15 protein-coding genes and 1 pseudogene are annotated in these 17,936 nt (G+C 72.5%); 5 read left to right on the top strand and 11 right to left on the bottom strand.

Annotated elements, in window-relative coordinates; genetic code table 11:
* Positions 1-49: 49 nt before the first annotated feature.
* The gene (locus ACFYTT_RS22255) at positions 50-3,202 is read right to left on the bottom strand and encodes a BTAD domain-containing putative transcriptional regulator (RefSeq protein ID WP_387261755.1); all 3,153 of its coding nucleotides are present in this window, start codon (positions 3,200-3,202) and stop codon (positions 50-52) included.
* Between the two features lie 142 nt (positions 3,203-3,344).
* Between ACFYTT_RS22255 and ACFYTT_RS22250 the strand changes: the two genes are divergently transcribed.
* Complete coding sequence (locus tag ACFYTT_RS22250) at positions 3,345-3,821, top strand: SRPBCC family protein (RefSeq protein ID WP_176093991.1); 477 nt, start codon at positions 3,345-3,347, stop codon at positions 3,819-3,821.
* Between the two features lie 34 nt (positions 3,822-3,855).
* On the opposite strand, the gene ACFYTT_RS22245 is transcribed toward ACFYTT_RS22250, so the two are convergent.
* The 7 genes and pseudogenes from ACFYTT_RS22245 to ACFYTT_RS22215 form a co-directional block, all read right to left on the bottom strand.
* Entirely contained in the window at positions 3,856-4,725 is an 870-nt protein-coding gene (locus ACFYTT_RS22245) for an STM4011 family radical SAM protein (protein WP_131052896.1), read from the bottom strand.
* Positions 4,722-6,047: an STM4012 family radical SAM protein gene (locus ACFYTT_RS22240; protein WP_201272357.1), complete on the bottom strand. Its 1,326-nt coding sequence runs from the start codon at positions 6,045-6,047 to the stop codon at positions 4,722-4,724. Before ACFYTT_RS22240 ends, ACFYTT_RS22245 begins: the two co-directional genes overlap by 4 nt.
* On the bottom strand, positions 6,044-6,847 hold the full coding sequence (locus ACFYTT_RS22235) for an STM4013/SEN3800 family hydrolase (protein ID WP_387261750.1): 804 nt from the start codon (positions 6,845-6,847) through the stop codon (positions 6,044-6,046). The genes ACFYTT_RS22240 and ACFYTT_RS22235 overlap by 4 nt, the downstream gene beginning before the upstream one ends.
* A complete protein-coding gene (locus ACFYTT_RS22230; protein ID WP_387261748.1) occupies positions 6,835-7,929 on the bottom strand; it encodes an STM4014 family protein in 1,095 nt (364 codons plus the stop codon). The genes ACFYTT_RS22235 and ACFYTT_RS22230 overlap by 13 nt, the downstream gene beginning before the upstream one ends.
* 1 nt (position 7,930) lies before the next feature.
* Complete coding sequence (locus ACFYTT_RS22225) at positions 7,931-8,878, bottom strand: STM4015 family protein (RefSeq protein WP_387261745.1); 948 nt, start codon at positions 8,876-8,878, stop codon at positions 7,931-7,933.
* Positions 8,879-8,884: 6 nt separating this feature from the next.
* Entirely contained in the window at positions 8,885-9,823 is a 939-nt protein-coding gene (locus tag ACFYTT_RS22220) for an STM4015 family protein (protein WP_387261742.1), read from the bottom strand.
* A 440-nt stretch (positions 9,824-10,263) separates the two neighbouring features.
* Positions 10,264-11,655: pseudogene (locus ACFYTT_RS22215) on the bottom strand (LVIVD repeat-containing protein); the annotation flags it as partial.
* A 234-nt stretch (positions 11,656-11,889) separates the two neighbouring features.
* Here ACFYTT_RS22215 and ACFYTT_RS22210 point away from each other — a divergent pair.
* Positions 11,890-12,609, top strand: coding sequence for a DUF305 domain-containing protein (locus tag ACFYTT_RS22210; protein ID WP_176093997.1), 720 nt, complete (start codon positions 11,890-11,892; stop codon positions 12,607-12,609).
* A gap of 87 nt (positions 12,610-12,696) precedes the next feature.
* Entirely contained in the window at positions 12,697-13,215 is a 519-nt protein-coding gene (locus ACFYTT_RS22205; protein WP_387261739.1) for a DinB family protein, read from the top strand.
* Between the two features lie 150 nt (positions 13,216-13,365).
* Here ACFYTT_RS22205 and ACFYTT_RS22200 read toward each other — a convergent pair whose 3' ends face one another.
* The 3 genes from ACFYTT_RS22200 to ACFYTT_RS22190 all read right to left on the bottom strand — a co-directional run bounded on the left by ACFYTT_RS22200 (position 13,366) and on the right by ACFYTT_RS22190 (position 16,059).
* Positions 13,366-14,091, bottom strand: coding sequence for a DUF2306 domain-containing protein (locus tag ACFYTT_RS22200; protein WP_387261736.1), 726 nt, complete (start codon positions 14,089-14,091; stop codon positions 13,366-13,368).
* 124 nt (positions 14,092-14,215) lie between these two features.
* A complete protein-coding gene (locus tag ACFYTT_RS22195) occupies positions 14,216-14,818 on the bottom strand; it encodes a response regulator transcription factor (protein WP_201272358.1) in 603 nt (200 codons plus the stop codon).
* Between the two features lie 104 nt (positions 14,819-14,922).
* A complete protein-coding gene (locus tag ACFYTT_RS22190) occupies positions 14,923-16,059 on the bottom strand; it encodes a sensor histidine kinase (RefSeq protein ID WP_387261733.1) in 1,137 nt (378 codons plus the stop codon).
* A 91-nt stretch (positions 16,060-16,150) separates the two neighbouring features.
* On the opposite strand from ACFYTT_RS22190, the gene ACFYTT_RS22185 reads away from it, so the two are divergent.
* Both ACFYTT_RS22185 and ACFYTT_RS22180 read left to right on the top strand, forming a co-directional pair.
* A complete protein-coding gene (locus ACFYTT_RS22185) occupies positions 16,151-16,621 on the top strand; it encodes a molybdenum cofactor biosysynthesis protein (RefSeq protein ID WP_131052885.1) in 471 nt (156 codons plus the stop codon).
* Positions 16,622-16,779: 158 nt separating this feature from the next.
* The gene (locus ACFYTT_RS22180; protein WP_176094000.1) at positions 16,780-17,877 is read left to right on the top strand and encodes a calcium:proton antiporter; all 1,098 of its coding nucleotides are present in this window, start codon (positions 16,780-16,782) and stop codon (positions 17,875-17,877) included.
* Positions 17,878-17,936: the final 59 nt, after the last annotated feature.

The raw sequence follows: 17,936 nt of genomic DNA, 5'->3' as shown, positions 1-17,936 counted from the left end.
GGGTTGGCCTGGTGGGATCTGGCGTGGTGGTCTTGGTGGGTCGGGTTGGTCAGGGGTGGGGGAAGCGGGAGCGGAGGAGGGTGCTGCCCTGGATGGTGGCCAGGTGGGCGCCGGTGGTGAGTGCGGTGGGGTCGCGGCGGGCGATGCCACGGATGCGGAGCAGCTCCGGCGCGAGGACCGACTCGCCCAGGCGGTCCGCCACCGACAGGCCCTCGTCGGCCAGCTCCGCCGCCGTCGACGCGTCACCCGCCGCCAGGTACGCCTCGGCCATCGCGCTGTACGTGACGGTGCGGGTGGCCCGCAGTCCGGGCCGGTAGATGCCCTCCGCAGCGGCCCGCATCGCCGGCAGCCGGTCGTGTTCGCCGCCCCGCGCCGCCGCCCACTCCAGGAAGAAGCCGCCTGTGGTCACGAAGTGCGGCATCCCGTTGGCGGCACCGATCTCGCGGCACCGGTGCGCCGCCGCGCGGACCGTCGCCACGTCCCGTTCCTGCATGCCCATCCAGGCCGCGAAGAGTGCCGCGTTCGCCCGCCCGTACGGGTCGGCGAGCCGCTCGGCCAACCGCTCCGCCTCGGCGATGTCCCGCCGGGCGTCCTCGGCCGCCCCGCGCAACGAGCGGACCAGAGCCCGGAAGTTGTACGCGGCCAACACCGGCAGCCGGCCGACCTGGCGGCCCAGCAGATCCGGGTCGACCGAGCACAACCGATCGACGGCGGCGGTGAGTCGCCGGTCGGCCTCGACCAGCGCGCCGGTGAAGTAGCCGACCACCCCGCGCAGGTACTCGCCGGCAGCGGCGATCAGCCCGGTGCCGTCGTCGGCCCGGACCAGCCGCTCGGCCAGCTCGACGCAGCCGGGGTAGTCGGCCTGGTTGGCGGCCAGCTCGCCCAGCGCCCACAACGCCGGGCGCACGTCGGTCTCCGGATCGACCAGAGCCAGCAACTCCCGGGCGCGGGCACAGACCTCGTCGACGGCGTCGGCACCGACGCCGACCGTCATCTGCAACAGGGCGGCCCGGTGCAACTGGACGGCGAGTTCGGTGGCCGCCGCCGACGGCGAGGTGCCCGCGAGCGGCGACAGGCGCCGGGCCGCCCGGTCCAGGTGCCCCAGCGCGTCCTCGTACGCGAACCGCCGCGTCGCGTCGTCGGCCGCCGCCAGCGACCAGCGCAGATGGTCCTCGCCGTGCCCGAGTCCGATCGCCTGCCCGAAGTGGTGGGCCAGCTCGGCCGGGGCCACACCGCCGACCCGCTGGTACGCCAGGGCCAGCCGGGCGTGCAGGGCGGCACGTCGTGGCGGCGGCACCTGCGCGTACGCCACCTCGGCGAAGAGCGGATGCCGGAACCGCACCGCGCCCGGCCCCGCCTCGGCGACCAGCGCCGCCGCGTACGCCGCCGTCAGCCCCTCGGCGATCCGCGTCGCCGACACCTCCAGGACCGTCGCCATCGTCTGCGTGTCCAGGTCGTGCCCGGCCACGCCGAGCAGCTCCAGGCAGTCGCGGGCCGCGTCGGGCAGGTCACCGAGACGTAGTCGGACGGTGTCCCGGACACTCGGCGGCAGGTCCGCGTCGGTCGGGTCGGTGCCGGCACGCAGCAGCTCGGTGATGAAGAACGGGTTGCCTCCGGTCCGGGTGGCCAGGCGCGCCGCCACCTGCCGGTGCGGGGGCGTGCCGGTGCGTCGGCGGACCAGGGTGGCCACGTCGGTGTCGGTCAGCCCGGCCAGCCGCAGGTGACGGAAGTCCGCGCCACGAGCCAGGTCGGCCACCGTCGCCACCAGCGCCGGGTGGTGCTCGTAGGGGCGCATCGTCGCCAGCACGAGGACCCGGGCGTCGGCCACGGTCGTGGCGAGGAACCGCAACAACAGCAGCGAGTCCGGGTCGGCGGCGTGCAGGTCGTCCAGCACCACCAGCAGTCCGGCCGCTGCGGCGACCGTCTGGACCAGGTCCGCCACCGCCTCGTACGCGCGAAACCGCGCAGTCGGGTCGGGTGCCGCGTCGCCGGTCGACCCCTGCGCCGGTCCGGCCGCGAAGCCGTCCAGTCGGCGCGCCGACCCGGTCGCGCCCGCCTGCGGCATCGCGGCGAGTGTCCGCACCACCTGGTTCCACAGCCAGAACGGCGGTGCCTGCCCGACGTCGGGGCAGCGACCCCACACCACCGGTACGCCCCGCGCCCCGGCGTGCGCGTCGAGCGCGGCGGCGAGCGTGGTCTTGCCGATTCCCGGCTCACCCACCACGACGGCGACCCGGCCACCACCGCCGGTCGCGTCCGTCAGCGCCGCCAGCAGCCCGGTCAGCTCGACGTCCCGGCCGACCAGGGAGTCCGTCAGCGTCGCCGGAGCCGGGCCGCCCCCGCCGGTCACCGGGTGAGCCGGTCCGGGCCGGTCGGCCGGAGCGGACATGGTCGGGTCGGTCCCCACGGTCACTGGGCGGTCCTGCGCGACATTGGTGACCGGCGTGGCCGTCGGCGGCGGCACGGACTGGGTCAGGATCCGGCCGTGCAGCCCGCGTAGCTCCGCGCCGGGGTCGATCCCGTACTCGCCGGCCAGCACCCGGCGGCCCTCGTCGAAGGCGGCCAGCGCCTCGGTCTGCCGTCCGGACCGGTAGAGCGCGAGCATCAACTGGGCGCGGGCGGTCTCGCGTACCGGGTTCGCGGCCACGAAGTGTCGCAACTCGGCGAGTACGGCGCCATGGCGTCCCGCCGCCACCGCGGCGGTGAACCGTCCCTCCTCGGCACCGAGGCGTGCCTCGGTCAGGCGGGCGGCCTCGGGACGCACCGCCGTCAGCTCGGCCGCACCGGTCAACGGCTCACCCCGCCAGAGTGCCAGTGCCTCGGTGTAGCCCCGTTCGGCCGAGACGGCGTCGCCCGCCGCGAGCGCCTGCCCCGCGTACGCCGCCAGACGGTGGAACCGGACCGCGTCGATCTCCTCCGGCTCGACGCGCAGCTCGTACCCTCTGGGGTGGCTGCGCAGGATGCGGGCCGGCTCGCGGTGGCTGCGCTGGGGCTCGACCGCACGGCGTAGCCCGGCCACATAGGTCCGGAGCGTCATCTCGCCGCTGGCCGGCGGTCGGCCGTCCCAGAGCGCGTCGACCAGCCAGTCAGCGGCGACGAACCGGTTCGGGCGCAGCAGGAAGAGCGCGAGCAGCGCCCGCTGCTTCGGCCCTCCGAGCGGCACGGTGTGCCCGTCCCGGACGGCCTCCAGCGGTCCCAACATGCGGAACTGCACCTGACCACCACACTGTCCGGTCCCCACCCTGGCCGGGTCGAGTATGCCAGTCGTCCGCACCTCGACCGGTCCGTGCTTCCCGACCGGATCCTGCGCCACGGCAGCCGGTGAGGACGTGGCAGGATGAGGCGTGCCCGGTGATCGGACAGCGTCGATTGCGTTCGAGACGGTCGGCGTCGTCGCGTCGTCGCCGGACGAGGTCTACCGCCACCTGACCGACCCGCACAGCTATGTCGGCCTGTCGCCGCTGATCGTGGCGGTCACGGACGTGCGCACCGGCCAGGACGCCGACGGCCGCCCGGTCACCGACTACGTCGCCGTCGAACGGTTCCGGATGGTCGGTCCGCTGCGCTGGGACAACCCCATCCGGGTACGGATGGTGGCGACCCGTCCCGGACGCCAGATCATCAGCGACGTGCGGAGCCCGGGGTGGGTCCGCCTGCGCGCGGTGGTCGACCTGACGCCCGAGGCCGGCGGTACGCGGATCCGGGAGTCGGTCACCGCCGACGCCCCACTGCCGCTACGGCGTTTCGTGGCGGGGCAGGCACGTCGGGTCGCGGCGTACCGGGCGGCCGAGCTGGCCCGCCGCATGGCGTCCCGGCCCTGACCGCAGGTCCACCGCCGACCCGGGTCGCTCCTGGTCAGAGCGCCCCGACCCGCCTTCCCGGCCAGCCTGCCGGAATGCGTTCCAGCACCCCGCCCGCGAAGACGTCCCGCAACCCCAACGGCTTGAGGTGGACGTAGCCGATGTGGCAGTCGCAGATCGCGTTGCTGCACGGCCGGGGCGTCAACGCGGCCCGCCAGGATCCGTCGTACAGGTTGCCGATCGGCGTGTCGATGAAGTGGCAGCGGCGGACCGTGCCGTCGCCGAGCACGGAGACGGCGGTCTCCCCGGCGTGGCAGGGCCGGTCCAGGGACACGTGCGGGCGCACGCTGTAGCCGAAGTGCGGGTCCACCTCCGTCCACGTCGCCTCCTCGGCGGCGTCGTAGCGCCGCCCCTCGGCGGCGTTGACCCAGAGGTAGACCTCGTCGGGCAGCAGGGCCCGCAGCGCCCGCGCCTCGGCCAGGTGCTCGGGTAGGCCGACCACCCCGACCGAGTACCGGACACCCAGCTCGGCCAGGCGGGCACACCGCCTCAGGAACCGCTCCCGGGTGACCTGCCCGGGGTGGTACGTGGTCCAGAGCGCGGCGGCGCGCGGATCGGCGTCGGCGAGCCAGTCCACCCGGGCCGCCAGGTTGGTCTGGATGACCACCCGCTCCACGTGCGGCAGATGGGACAGCGACACCATCGCGTCCCGGTACCAGCGTCGGGTCAGCCCCTCCCCCCAGGGCGTGAACAGCACCGACAGCCGTACGTCGGTGGTCGCGGTCACCCAGTCGGTGAACCGCGCCAACGCCTCCCGGTCGGCGCGGAGCAGCTCCGGCGGGTCCCGACGCTTGGCGAAGGGGCAGTACGGACAGTCGTAGTTGCAGCTCGCCAGCGGGCCACGGTAGAGGATCGCCAGGTTCATCGCGGCACGTACCCGGCCATCGCGTGCTGCACCTCGGCGGAGGTCAACCAGGGGCCGACGGCGTCCGACCGGGCCAGGCCCGAGGGGGTGAGCCGGAGCCCGCCGTCGGTGGCCCAGCCCCGCTCGACCAGCCGGTCGAGCTGCGGGAAGTCCTCGCCCGGCAGGCGACCGAACCGGGCCAGGTAGGCGTCCGGGTCGACCCCGTCGACCCGCAGCAGCGACTTCAGCAGCCACCGACGGCGCTGCTCGGTGCCGTCGAGGTGGTACCCGAACTCGGCGTACCGGAAGTCGTCGGCCGGTCGGGCCAGGTAGTCGTCGAGCACCGCACGCACCTGCGAGACGCTGACCGCGTAGTCGAAGGAGTAGTGCAACGCGGTGGTGTACGAGCGGGCACCGCAGCCCAGGCCGACCATCCCGTCGTCCTGGCAGCAGTAGTCGGGGCCGTCCGGAGCCGGCACGTCGGCCCGACGGAACTGGCGCATCGACTCCTGCCGGTAGCCGGCCGCGCCGAGCGTCTCCACGGCCTGCCGGTAGAGCGCGAGGCGCTGCGCGTCCCAGTCCGCGCGGGCGTGCGTGCGTCGGCCCAGCCCGGTGAGCGGCCGGACGTAGAGCGGGTAGAGGTACAACTCCTCGGGACGCCACGCCAGCGCCGCGTCGAGGCTCTCCCGCCAGGTGTCGGCCGTCTGCCCGTCGATGCCGTAGATCAGGTCGATGTTGAGCACCGGGACGCGGGCGTCGCGGATCGCCGCCAGCGCCGCCTCCACCTCCTCGCGCCGCTGCGGTCGACCGGCGGCACGGGCCTCGACGTCGAGGAAGCTCTGCACCCCGATGCTGACCCGGGTGGTGCCGAACGCGGCCAGCACCGCGAGCCGGTCCGGCGTCGCGGTGGCCGGCGAGGTCTCCACCGACAGCGGTACGCCGGGCAGCCGCGCCCCGAGGATCGTGGTGGCGATGCCGAACAGCTCGGTCAGCTCGTCGGCGGTCAGATAGGTGGGGGTCCCGCCGCCGAAGGCCGCACGGGCGTACCCGGTCGAGCCGCCGAGCGCCTCGGCGATCTGCTCGGCCTGCCGACGAAGCTGCCGCAGGTAGGCGGTGACCTGCTCGGCGGGCGCGTTGGCCCGGGTGAACAGGTTGCAGAACCCGCAGCGCATCTCGCAGAACGGCACGTGCAGATAGAGGAAGAGGGCGTCGCGTGCCTGTTCCCGCCACACGTCGGTCAACGACGGACGGGGGCGCAACGCGCGGTACGAGGTCTTGTGCGGGTAGGCGTAGAGGTACTGCTGGTACGGCGAACCGTCCAGGCCCACGTCGGTGCTGGTCACCATTCTCCAGGGTGCAGGGTGAAGTGCGCGTACGGGACGGTCCACACCACGTCGTGGCCGAACCGGTGGCCGGTGTGCCCGTCCTCGCCGTACGCAGTGCCGTGGTCGGAGCAGATGATCGTGAAAACCGGCCGCCCTCGGCCGCTGACCAGGCCGAACAGCCGCTCCATCCGGCCGTCCACGTACTCCAGGGCGGCGGCGTGGCTGGACAGGTCGTCGTCCTGCGCGCCGGCCAGGTGGTGCCGGTTCGGCTGGTGCAGGGCGGCCACGTTGAGGAAGGTGAACAGCGGCCGGGTCGGCGGCACGTCGGCCACCACCGCCGCCAGCCGGTCGAGTTGGGCGTCCACGCAGGTGGGCGACGTGACGCCGAACTCCGGCTCCCAGTGCGCCTCGCGGAACAACCCCGGCAGGACCGCCCCGAGCGGGCTCCGCAGGTTGAAGAAGCCGACGCCGCCCAGGCAGAGTGTGTGGTAGCCGACGTCGGCGAGGGCGGTCGGCAGGTCCGGGGCGTCGAACACCCACGTGTCGGCACCGGAGGTCTCGCTGCCTGGGAAGGCCGCCGCGTACAGCCGTTCGTGTCGACCCGGGGGCACCGGCGTGGGCAGGAACCCGGCGAAGAAGGCGTGGTGCGCGGCGTAGGTGAAGCTGGCCGGGGAGTGCCGGCGTTCCCACCGGCCGCCCGGCAGCGCCCGCGTCAGGTGCGGTGTCCGGCCCGCCGCCGCCAGCTCGGACGCCACGTCGTAGCGCAGCGTGTCGAGGGTGACCAGCAGTAGGTCGTGGCTCCCGATCAGGCTCCGCACCCGACCACCTCCGGCGGGACCGTGCGTGCCTGCCCGGGACGCCATCCGCCCTCGGTCAGGGCGTGCACCTGGGCGGCGTAGCTGTCCCGCCCGTCGACCAGCACCCCGGGCAGCAGGTCACCGAAGGCGTTGACCTCGGCCACCGCGTGCCGCCGCCATCCCAGCAGGAACATCAGGTCCACGCCGACGTGCAGCGAGTCGGGGAAGCAGGCGGCGACCCGCTCGCACGTCTCCATCGCCGCCGACCACTGCCGGGCCCCGGCCGCCCGCCGCACCTCGTCGAGATCACCGCGTGCGTTGCCGAGATGCAGGTTGGTCAGCGGCCCCCGCGCCGACCGCACCACCACCTGGTGTGGTCGACCGGCGATCACCAGCACCCGCAGGTCGACCACCCGGTCACCGATCCCGGTCTTGGGCAGCCACCGCTCCACGTGCAGACCCTCCGGCGCGAGCCGGTCGACGATGGCGGCGACCTCCGCCTCGTCGGTGTAGCGGCGCAGCCGCAACGAGTTGAACAGCGCCTCGGGCGTGTGCTCGATCGTGGTCACCGCCTGTACCCGACCGGTGCCGACCGCCAACGCGATGACCCCGGCGGCCGAGGAGCCGTGCGCCGGCTTGACGAACACCCGACCCCAACCGGCCTGCGCCATCGCCGACCGCAGCTCGGCGTAGCCGCCGACCTGCGGCAGCGCGTCCGGCACCGGCACACCGGCCGCCGCCAGGCGCGCGTGGCAGCGCCGCTTGTCACAGAGCACCGCGACGTCCTCCGGCGGGTTGAGCAGGGTCGCGCCACCGGCGGCCACCCGGGCCATGCCGTCCACCAGACCGGCGTACGCGTCGGCGAGGCCGACCAGTTCGCCGTGCCGGGCGACGGTGGCCGACCGGCGTAGCAACCGGTCGACCCGGGCGTCCTCCCCGGGCGAGTCCACCCGCACGAGCGTGCCGGCCGGTGGCGGTGCCGCCCCGGTCAGCACGTCGCACCAGGGCAGCACCTCGGGGCGGGGCAGGCCGGCGGCCAGCACCGCGTCGCTGAACATCGACACCCGACGGTTGCCGGGATTACCGACCACGGTCAACCGCATGTCACTCCGACACCGCGACGTAGCGGTAGCTCTCGCCGTCGTCCTCCTCCGCCTCCTGCGGGTCGGAGACGTTTACCCGGACGTCCGGCAGAGCGGCGACCACGGAACCGGCGACCTCCTCGGAGAGGTAGTGGTGGTGCAGGTCCAGCACCGTCAGGTGGGTCAGGGGCTGACCGGCGAGCAGCGCCGCCGCCCCCTCGTCGCTCAGCGTGCCGTGGGACAGGTCCAGCACCTCCAGGCGGCGCACCACGGGCGCGGTCGCCAGGGCCTTCGCGACGTCGTCGGTGATCATCGCGTTGCACAGACCCAGCCGGCGCAGCGCCGGAAAGAGCTCGTCGGCCAGAAGCGGGGCGAGGTCCCCCATCTCGGTGGTGCCGCCGTAGTCGTCGGTGCCGAGCCACAGTTCGAGGTCGGCCAGCTCGGGCAGGTCGGAGTCGAGCACGGCGCCGACGAACTCGCGGGACAGCCCGCCGCTCTGCACCACCAACTCGCGCAGGTTGGCGTGCTGGACGGGGGAGAAGTCGAACTCCTCGCCCCCGCGTACCCAGAGCACCTCCAACTCCGGGTACGCGGTCAGCAGCGGACTGACGTCACCGACCTTCATCCAGGAGACCTCGCACTCCTCGAAGGTCATGTCCCCGAGGAACAGGGCCCGCAGGGCTGGCAGTCGATCGGCTGCCGCGCAGATCTGTGCGATCGGCGCGGGGTTGAAGGCCGCGTACCCCCAGGCGCCGATGACCAGCGACTCCACCGTCTCGCCGAGCTGCGCGACGAACCGCTCGAAGGTGGCGGCGAACTCCTCGGAGAGCGCGTCTTCCTGGTCGTCGTCGAACTCCGGACGGGTGACGCGCCACGAGACCGGGCCGGTCACGGTCGGCAGCGGCCCCTCCAGCGGAAACTCGACCACCGGACGGTCGGCGAACTCAGCGAGGTGCGAAGAGAACGTCATGCCCGATCACTCCCCGACCGCGGTGAAGCGGTAGGTCCGGCCGCTGTACACGTCCGGGGTCCGCCCCTCGGACACGTCCACGCGCACGCCGGGCAGGGCCGCCACGGCACGTTGCTGTGCCTGCTCGGACAGATAGTGGTGGTGCAGGTCGAGCTCGGCCAGGTGGGTCAGCGACTGCCCGGCCAGGAGCGCCGCGAGCCCGTCGTCGGTGAGGTTGCCCATCGACAGGTCGAGCACCGAGAGCCGGGGCACCACCGGTGCGGTGGCGACCGCCCCGGCGACCACGTCGGCGATGTCGGCGTTGCGCAGGCCGAGCCGTCGCAGTGCCGGCAGTCCGGCGCCGGCGAGCAGCGGGGCGAGGTCGTCGACGGTCGCGTCCCCGCCGTAGTCCGATCGACCCAGCCACATCTCCAGCAGCTCCAGATTCGGCAGGTCGCACTCACCGACCGCCCGCACCACCGTGCCGGGCAGGCCACCGGACTCGAACCGCAGCTCCCGCAGGCCGACGTGCCGGGTGGCGTCGAGCCGCAGGCCCTCGCCGCCGCGCACCCACAGCGTCTCCAGCTGCGGGTAGGCCGTGAGCAGTGCGGTGATGTCGTCGTGGGTCAGCCAGGAGAGCTCGCACTGCTCGGAGACCAGGTCGGCGAGGAAGATCGCCCGGAGCCCGGTCCACTGCGACGCCGCGTTCACCAGGAGGTCGACCGGAAGCGGCCGTTCGTACGCCATGCCCCACTCGCCGATGACGACGGCGCGGACCGAATCGGCCGGAACCTCCTTGAGCATCGCCTCGACCAGCGCGACGAACTCCTCGGGCTCCGGCTCGTCGTCGAGATCCCCCACCTCGAGCCGCCAGGCCACCGCCGACGGATCGGCCGGCACCTCCATCCCCGGGGTGAACGGGAGCACCGGAAGACCGGCGAACGACGACGCGTGCGTTCTGAACACTCTGAGACCTCCGACCTGACCGCGATAGCGGCGAGACCGTAACAGGCCGCTCCGACAGCCACGTCCCGGCAGGTCACCCGACGTCCCCGGGGTGGGACGGGCTCCGGCCCGGCGGGGACCGCCGGGCCGGAGGTGGTGCTGTCTACGGGGTGTGCGGATCAGCTCGTCCGCACCGACCCGTTGACCTTGGTGTCACGGATGGTCGCGCCGACGGCGTTCACCGAACCGTTGACCCGGCTCTCCACGATCGAGACCACCGAGGCGTTGTGCGCGTGGATCGCGCCGTTCAGGTTCGAGTTGAACACGATCAGACCGGCACCCGGGTTGACCTTGATGGCGCCGTTCTGGGTGACCCCGTCCATGCAGGTGATGCCGGAGGAGATGGTCATGCTGCCGTTGTGCCGACCGCGCAGGACGGTGGTGCACTCCGGGTAGCTGGGCTGGGTCTGCACGTTCAGCTCGTCGAAGGCCACGACCGCGCGGGCGTTGTTCGTCAGCGGGTCGTCCAGCTTGAGGACGTCGAGTCCCTTCTGGATGTCGTTGGAGTAGATGTAACCGTTGTGGTAATACGTCGACCAGGATCCGCCGAGGATCCGGCGGGTGTCCGACAGCGGGCCCCGCTCCCAGAAGGCGATCTCGACCGGGTTGGCCGAGTCGGTGAAGTCGATGACCGAGATGCCGCCCTGGTACCACGCCTGGACCATGATGTCGCGGCCCATCGCCGGGATCAGCGAGCCGTTGTGCGCCACGCAGTTCTCGAGGGCGCTGTTCTCCCTCGGGATCTTGAAGTAGCTCTTGAAGACCAGTCGACGGTCGGCGCCGGAGCCGACGATGTCGTACAGCGCGTTCGCACCCTGGTTGGTCCGGTAGGCCGGGGTGCAGATGGCGCCGCTGCCGCCGCCGAGTTCGTCGGTGAAGACGACCTTGGTGCCGGCGTTGTTGAACGTGGCCGAGTGCCAGAACGCGAAGTTGGTGTCGCGCACCTGGCTCAGGACCACCGGGTTCACCGGGTCGGAGATGTCCATCAGGACGCCGTCACCCATGCAGGCGCCGGCGGCCAGGTCCAGGTCCGGGTAGGCGGTGATGTCGTGGCATCCGCTGGTGTTGGTGTTGCCGCCGTCCGGGAAGAGGACCGGGGTGGCGACCACGGAGGCGCTGGTGGGGTTCGCCAGCGGCACGTCGATGATGGAGATCTTGTCGTGCGGCGGCTTGCAGTAGAACGCGTTGTTCGACGGGCTGTACGACTGGACGTACACGTAGACGCTCGTGTCGTCCTTGCTCGGCACCAGCGTCAGGGTGTGCGAACCGCAGTCGGTGCGGACCGACTTGATGTAGCGCGGGTTCGCCTTGTCGCTGATGTCGAAGATCCGGACGCCTTCCCAGGCGCTCTCCTGGGCCACCGAACCGGCGCTGCTGCTGCACGAGTCGTCGCTGCGGGGCGAGTCGACCGCAAGGAACAGCAGGTTCCCGTAGACCGACGGGTCACCCTGCGCTCCGACGCAGACGACCTGGCTGACCACCTGCGGTGAGGCCGGGTTGCTGACGTCGAAGATGCTGAACCCGTTGTAGTTGCCGGCGATGACGTGGTTGTCCTGGAACGCCAGGTCCGAGTTGTACGCGGCCTCGCTGGCGAACCCGCCGAACTTCGGGACGTTGGCGATCTGGGTGAGGTTGGGGCTGCTGACGATCTCGTCGACGGCCGGGATGGTGTTCGCGGCGGTCTCGGCGGCGCTGCTCGACGGCGCCACCGCGACACCCGCGACGAGAAGGGCACCTGTGGCGGCCAGGCTGATCGCCAGCCTCCGGTTCCCTCGTGGGGTCGGTTTGAACATGTAGGAACACCCTTCGTCAAGGATGAGCAGGGTTAGCGGAGGTTAACCCTGTGGTGGTGCTCGATCGTCGGCCATGTGGTCACGGTTTAGCAACACGACCGCCGATGTCTCGACGCAAACTGGCGCAGGTGGGGCTAAACGATCGTTCTGTCGATCGTGGGCCTCCCGTCGCAGCTCAGGCCCGCGCTACCATCCCGGCCAACGGTGAACGGCGGGAGTCGGGTTGTGCTAGGTGTGCGGATTCGTGGGCTGCTGCGACAGTCCCGCAAGCTTGTGCTGATCGAGTTGGCCGTACTCGCGGTGCTGGCCGTCGGGATCGCGGTGGCGGTGTCGTGGCCGGACAGTGGGCCCGCGCCGACGGCGCAGACGAACGAGCCCGCGCCGCTCGACCTGCCCGGCATCCCGGACGCCACCGCTCCGGTGCTGATGCCGGGCGGACCCGGTGAACCGGCGAAGACCCTGGCGGCGAACGAGATGTCACCGATGGCCCGGCCGCCGCACAACAACGCCGACACCCGCTTCGTCACGATGATGATCCCGCACCACGAGCAGGCCCTGGTGATGGCCAAACTGGTCGGTGACCGGGCCGAGAACCCGAACTTGAAGATCATCGCGGACCGCATCCTGGCCGCTCAGGACCCGGAGATCAAGACCCTGGAGAGTTGGTTGACCGACCGTGGCCTGGACCGCAACTCGGGCGACGGGCACCGGCACGAGATGGCCGGCATGCAGACGGCGGATGCGCTGAACCGCCTGACCGCGGCCCGGGGCGCCGACTTCGACCGGATGTTCGTGGCGATGATGACCGACCATCACCAGGGCGCCATCGCGATGGCGAACGAGGTCCTCACACTCGGCACCGACATCATCATCAACGAGTTCGCCAGCGGCGTCGTCGTCGAACAGGGCGTCGAGATCAACCGGATGCGCGAGGTGTTGACCGGCAGCCGGTAGCCGGGTCGTGGTCCCGCCCGTGCGACGTCCCGGGAGTTGTCGGTGGTCACCGATAGCGTCGGGTGGACGCCGACGAAGGGACCAGCCATGACCGAGAGCAGCCTGTCACCCGAGCGCGCGGATCTGCTGCAGGCACTGCGTCAGCAACGCTTCTTCCTGCGCGGCGCCGCGCGGGAGTTGACCGACGAACAGGCGACGACGTGCAGCACGGTCAGCGCGCTCTGCGTCGGCGGTCTGATCAAGCACGTCGCGGAGGTCGAACGAGGTTGGGCCGACTTCATCGTCGACGGTCCGGCCGAGACACCGGACCACGACGACCCCGCCGCCCAGGAGCGCCACGCGCAGTCGTTCCGGCTGCTGCCGGGCGAGACCCTGGCCGGGGTGCTCAGCACGTACGACGAGGTCGCGGCCCGCACCGACGAGCTGATCCGGAGCCTGCCCGACCTGGATGCGAGCCAGCCGCTGCCCGAGGCGCCCTGGTTCGAGCCGGGTGCCCGCTGGTCGGCCCGACGGGTGCTGCTGCACGTCATCGCCGAGACGTCGCAGCACGCCGGGCACGCCGACATCATCCGGGAGGCGATCGACGGCGCGAAGTCCATGGCCTGACCCGGCGGCTCGACCTCAGCAGCGGTCTCCGCCCGCCACCCGTTCGCGCCCGGCCCGTCCAGGTCCGGCCCGTCGGCGTTTGGTCTGTCCGCGTTTGGCCTGTCCGTGTCTCGCCCGTCCGCGTCTCGCCCGCCCGGCGGGCCGGTCCGCTCACGTTCGGCCCGTCTCCGTTCGGCCCCGGCGCGTCTCGCCCGTTCGCGTCCGGCCCTGGCGCGAGACGGTCGGCGCGGGTAACAGCGGTCCCGCCGCTCCGGCGCGGATGATCCGTTCGGCCACCGCCAGGTTGATCAACCAGCCGGCGGCGTGCAGCAACGCCCGGGTCAGCTCGCCCGGTGGTTCGGCGGCCACGAGCCACGGCAGGTGGGTCAGGAACTGGGTGCCGGCCCCCTGACCGATGGCGTACCCACGGATCATCCACGCCCGGTGCCGGCTGACGTCGCGCCGCAGGATCGCGCGGAGACCGAGGACGACGCACCCGGCCATCGCCCCGCCGAACAGGAGCCGCAGGCCGATGAGGAACGCACCGTCGATGGGCAGGAGGGGATAGAACGCGGCCATCCACATGCCGGAGAGCGCGGCGAGGAGACCGGCCGGTACCAGCAGCCGACCCGCGACGCGGTGCCATCCCGGTCTCCGACGTCGGAAGCCGGGCATGAACTGGAAGGCGCCCAGCAGGCAGTACAGGCTCGCCGTGACGATGTGCACCAGCACCGGCGCGGGGTCGGCGACGAATCGGGCGTTGGCCGGCGTCACGGTCGGATGGCTCGACAGCTCGACGGTCCGGACGACCCCGGCGACCACCGGGACGAGGGCGAGCAGGATCAGGCCGGTGGGTATCGCCCACTCGTGTCTGCGGAGGAAGCGGTTCGTGGACATGACCCGATGCTCGGCGCGCGACGGTGTGCACTCATCGGTGCATGGGCTCGGGCCCCGTCGGTCCTCGGAGGGAGCCCCGGCTCGTCCTTACGGCGGTCGTGTGTCGGCGGGAGGAGCCAGGGAGCTACCGGCCGCGTACCCGGTGCGTCTCGTACGCCCAGATGGCGATCTCGACCCGGTTCCGGGCGCCGAGCTTGGCCATCAGGCTCGCCACGTGCGTCTTCACCGTGCTGAGACTGACGTGGAACTCGCCCGCGATCTCGCTGTTGGTCCGTCCCCGGGCCACCGCCGTGAGGATCTGCTCCTCCCGTTCGGTGAGCCGGTCCACCGGTTGTCGGGGTGGCGCGGCCGGTCCGGCGTCGGCGAAGGCGCGCAACAGGCGGGTGGTGACGCTGGGCGCGATGAGCGCGTCACCGTCGGCCGCGGCGCGCACCGCCTGGGCCAGCAGCGCCGTGCCGGCGTCCTTGAGCAGGAAGCCCCGGGCTCCGGCGCGCAGCGCGGCGTAGACGTACTCGTCGAGGTCGAAGGTGGTGATGACGACGACGGCGAGTGGATCTGCGACTCGGGGCCCGGCGAGCCGGCGGGTCGCCTCGATGCCGTCCACACCGGGCATCCGGATGTCGAACAGGCACACGTCGGGACGCATCCGCCGGGCCATCTCGACGGCGTGGTGACCGTCGGCGGCCGTGCCGACGACCTCGATGCCCGGCTGGGCGTCGAGGATCATCGTGAGTCCACTCCGGATGATCTCCTGATCGTCGGCGACGACCACCCTGATCCGCCGGTGGCCGTCGGCGGCGGACGGGTCCGGTCCTCCGGCCGCCGGCCGGGTCACGCGGGTACCCCGGCCCGAGGCAGGACCGCGTCGACGATCCACCCCTGCTCGGGACCGGGTCCGGCGGCACAACTGCCACCGAGCAGCGCCGCGCGTTCGACCATCCCGGCGAGCCCGTACCCGGATCCGGACGGTGGTCCGGCGGGGCTCTCGCCGTCGTCGCTGACACGCAGTCGTACCGAGGCGTCGTCCACCTCGACGCGTACCCGGATGCGGGTCGCGTGCCGTGCGTGCCGGCGGGCGTTGGTGACCGACTCCTGGACGAGCCGGTAGACCGTGCGGTCCACGGACGGGGTGATGCCGTCGGCGTCTCCGACTATCTGCACCTCCACAGCCGGGCCGTCCGGTGCCTCCGCTGCGAACCGGGCCAGGTCGGCGATGCGTGGCGCGGGCGACAGCGCCGCCGGTTCGTCGGTCCGCAGCACCCGGACGAGGCCGCGCATCTCGGCCAGTGCCCGCGACGCCTCGGCCTCGATGAGGTGCAACGCCTCGATCGCCGCCTGCGGACGGGTGGCCGCCACGGCGAGCCCGGCCTGGGCCCGGATCGCCATCGCCGACACGTGGTGCGCGACGGTGTCGTGCAGGTCGCGGGCGAGTCGTTCCCGTTCGAGCAGCGTGACCTGGTCCAGCTCGCGCTGCCGGGCCCGCGCCCGGTACCGCACGCTGCTGCCCAGCGTGGCGGCCGCGAACAGCACGACGAAGGCGGCGACCGTGTCCGCGGGACCGGCCTGACCGGCGGCAACCCACAGACCCAGCTTGCCGAGAACGATCACGCCGCCGATCACGGCCGCCCGCCCGGAACCCCATCGGAACAGCGCGTACACCAGCAGCAGGACGAAGACCAGGACGTCCTGCTGAAGAGCATGCCGGTCGGTCAGCAGGGGAATCACCGCGCAGGTGCCGAAAGCGAGCGCGACCATCGGTAGCGGTCGGGTCCGGCGCCACAGCACCGTGGCCGTCAGCGCCACCGCCACGGCCACCGACAGAGGTCGCCAGGCCAGCTCGGGCCGGACGAGCCCCTCGACGAGCGCCACCGGCACGAGGACCGCGAGCAGCAGCCAGTCCCGCCACACGCGCCGCGGCGCGTCGGGCGGGGCGGGCTCCTCCCACACCGAACGCAACAGACCCGACACGACTCCATCGTAGGAACGGGGCGGACCCATCGGATCGGCCCAAAGTACGAGCGGCCGGAGCGGTCACGTCGCTCGCCCGTACAGTCGTGCCATGCCGGAGATCGTCGAGCTGCTGGCCTCGCCCACGCACCGCTACGTGGGGCGGCCCTCGGACGGGCCGGCGCCCGCGCCCGACGGCGAGTTGGTCGACGAGATCCGGATCCGCGCGGAGCTGGGCATCGTGGGCGACCGGTACTTCGGCAAGCCGGCGCACCGTGGGGCGAGCGTGACGGTCATCGCGGTCGAGTCGCTGCCGCCCGGCGCGGGGCTGGCGCAGGTCCGGCGCAACGTGCTGATCCGTGATGTCGACGTGGACGGCCTGGTCGGCTCGGTGCTGGTGCTGGACTCGGGGCAGGGGCCGGTGCGGCTGCGGGTCAACCGGCCGGCGCACCCGTGCGCCTGGATGGACGTGACGATCGGGCCCGGCGCGTGGCGCGGACTGCGCGGCAAGGGCGGTGTGCGCTGCACGCCGCTGACCGACGGGGTGCTGCGGGTCGGACCGGTCGACGCGCGGGTCGAGTGAGGGCTGCGTGCAGGCGCGGCGGCCTGTGTGAAAGGAAGGGCCCCCTGCTAACGCCTCCGGTATAGGAAGGGTCCCCTCCTTACATCCGGGCGGGCGCGGTCGGGGGAGTCTTCGCCGCTTCGCCGCTCATGATCATTATTGCTGGCAGGATCCAGATCATGCTCGCGTTGCGTCGCGCCATGACCACCTGGACCGTCTCGGTGCCCGTCGCCGCGCTGCTGGTGCTGGGGCTGACCTGGGACCGCAGGCTCACCGGCGTGATGGTCATCGTGGTGGCGCTCTTCCTGGCCGGCGCGGTGCTGGCGGCCGTGCACCACGCCGAGGTGGTCGCGCACAAGGTCGGTGAGCCGTACGGGTCGCTGGTGCTGGCGGTGGCGGTCACCGTCATCGAGGTGGCGCTGATCGTGACGCTGATGATCAGTGGCGGGGAGAAGACCGAGTCGCTGGCCCGGGACACCGTCTTCGCCGCCGTGATGATCACCTGCAACGGCATCCTCGGTCTGTCGCTGCTCATCGGCGCGTTGCGTCGTCGGCTGGCCGTGTTCAACCCGGAGGGGACCGGTGGTGCGCTGGCCACCGTGGCCACCCTCGCCACGCTGTGCCTGGTGGTGCCGACGTTCACCATCGGTCGTCCCGGCCCACAGTTCAGCCCCGCCCAGCTCACCTTCGCGGCGGTCGTGTCGCTCGCGCTCTACGCGCTGTTCGTGATGGTGCAGACCGGTCGGCACCGGGACTACTTCCTGCCCGTCGGCAGCGAGGGGGAGGTGCTGCCGGAGGAGGCGCACGCCGATCCGCCGTCGACCCGGCAGGCCATGGTGAGCCTGGGGCTGCTGCTGGTCGCCCTGGTGGCCGTGGTCGGCGACGCCAAGTCGGTCTCGCCGGCGATCGAGGCCGGCGTGGCCGCGGTGAACCTGCCCCCGGCGTTCGTCGGCGTCATCATCGCGTTGCTGGTGCTGCTGCCGGAGACGCTCGCCGCCGCCCGCGCGGCCCGCCGGGACCGCGTACAGATCAGCCTGAACCTCGCGCTCGGCTCGGCGATGGCCAGCATCGGGCTGACCATCCCGGCGATCGCGATCGCCTCGATCTGGCTGGAGGGGCCGCTGCTGCTCGGCCTGGGCGGGACCCAGGTGACGCTGCTCGCGCTGACCGTGGTCACCGGCGTGCTGACCGTGGTGCCGGGACGGGCCACCCTGCTCCAGGGCGGGGTGCACCTGGTGCTCCTGGCCGCCTTCGTCTTCCTCGCCGCGAGCCCCTGAGGCCACGCCGCCAACCCTGAGGCCACGCCGGCCGGCCCCTGCGGCCACGCGGCCACGCC

This window comes from Micromonospora sp. NPDC003816 (assembly GCF_042874705.1).
Lineage (GTDB): Bacteria > Actinomycetota > Actinomycetes > Mycobacteriales > Micromonosporaceae > Micromonospora.
Note: the sequence above shows the minus strand (reverse complement) of the source record. Positions and strands in the feature narration are given on the sequence as shown.

Coding starts and splice junctions, on each gene's coding strand:
- ACFYTT_RS22205 (WP_387261739.1), top strand. CDS start 12,697: ATGACCGAGAGCAGCCTGTCACCCGAGCGCGCGGATCTGCTGCAGGCA.
- ACFYTT_RS22195 (WP_201272358.1), bottom strand. CDS start 14,818: ATGATCCTCGACGCCCAGCCGGGCATCGAGGTCGTCGGCACGGCCGCC.
- ACFYTT_RS22225 (WP_387261745.1), bottom strand. CDS start 8,878: ATGACGTTCTCTTCGCACCTCGCTGAGTTCGCCGACCGTCCGGTGGTC.
- ACFYTT_RS22230 (WP_387261748.1), bottom strand. CDS start 7,929: ATGCGGTTGACCGTGGTCGGTAATCCCGGCAACCGTCGGGTGTCGATG.
- ACFYTT_RS22185 (WP_131052885.1), top strand. CDS start 16,151: ATGCCGGAGATCGTCGAGCTGCTGGCCTCGCCCACGCACCGCTACGTG.
- ACFYTT_RS22255 (WP_387261755.1), bottom strand. CDS start 3,202: ATGTTGGGACCGCTGGAGGCCGTCCGGGACGGGCACACCGTGCCGCTC.
- ACFYTT_RS22245 (WP_131052896.1), bottom strand. CDS start 4,725: ATGAACCTGGCGATCCTCTACCGTGGCCCGCTGGCGAGCTGCAACTAC.
- ACFYTT_RS22180 (WP_176094000.1), top strand. CDS start 16,780: ATGCTCGCGTTGCGTCGCGCCATGACCACCTGGACCGTCTCGGTGCCC.
- ACFYTT_RS22200 (WP_387261736.1), bottom strand. CDS start 14,091: ATGTCCACGAACCGCTTCCTCCGCAGACACGAGTGGGCGATACCCACC.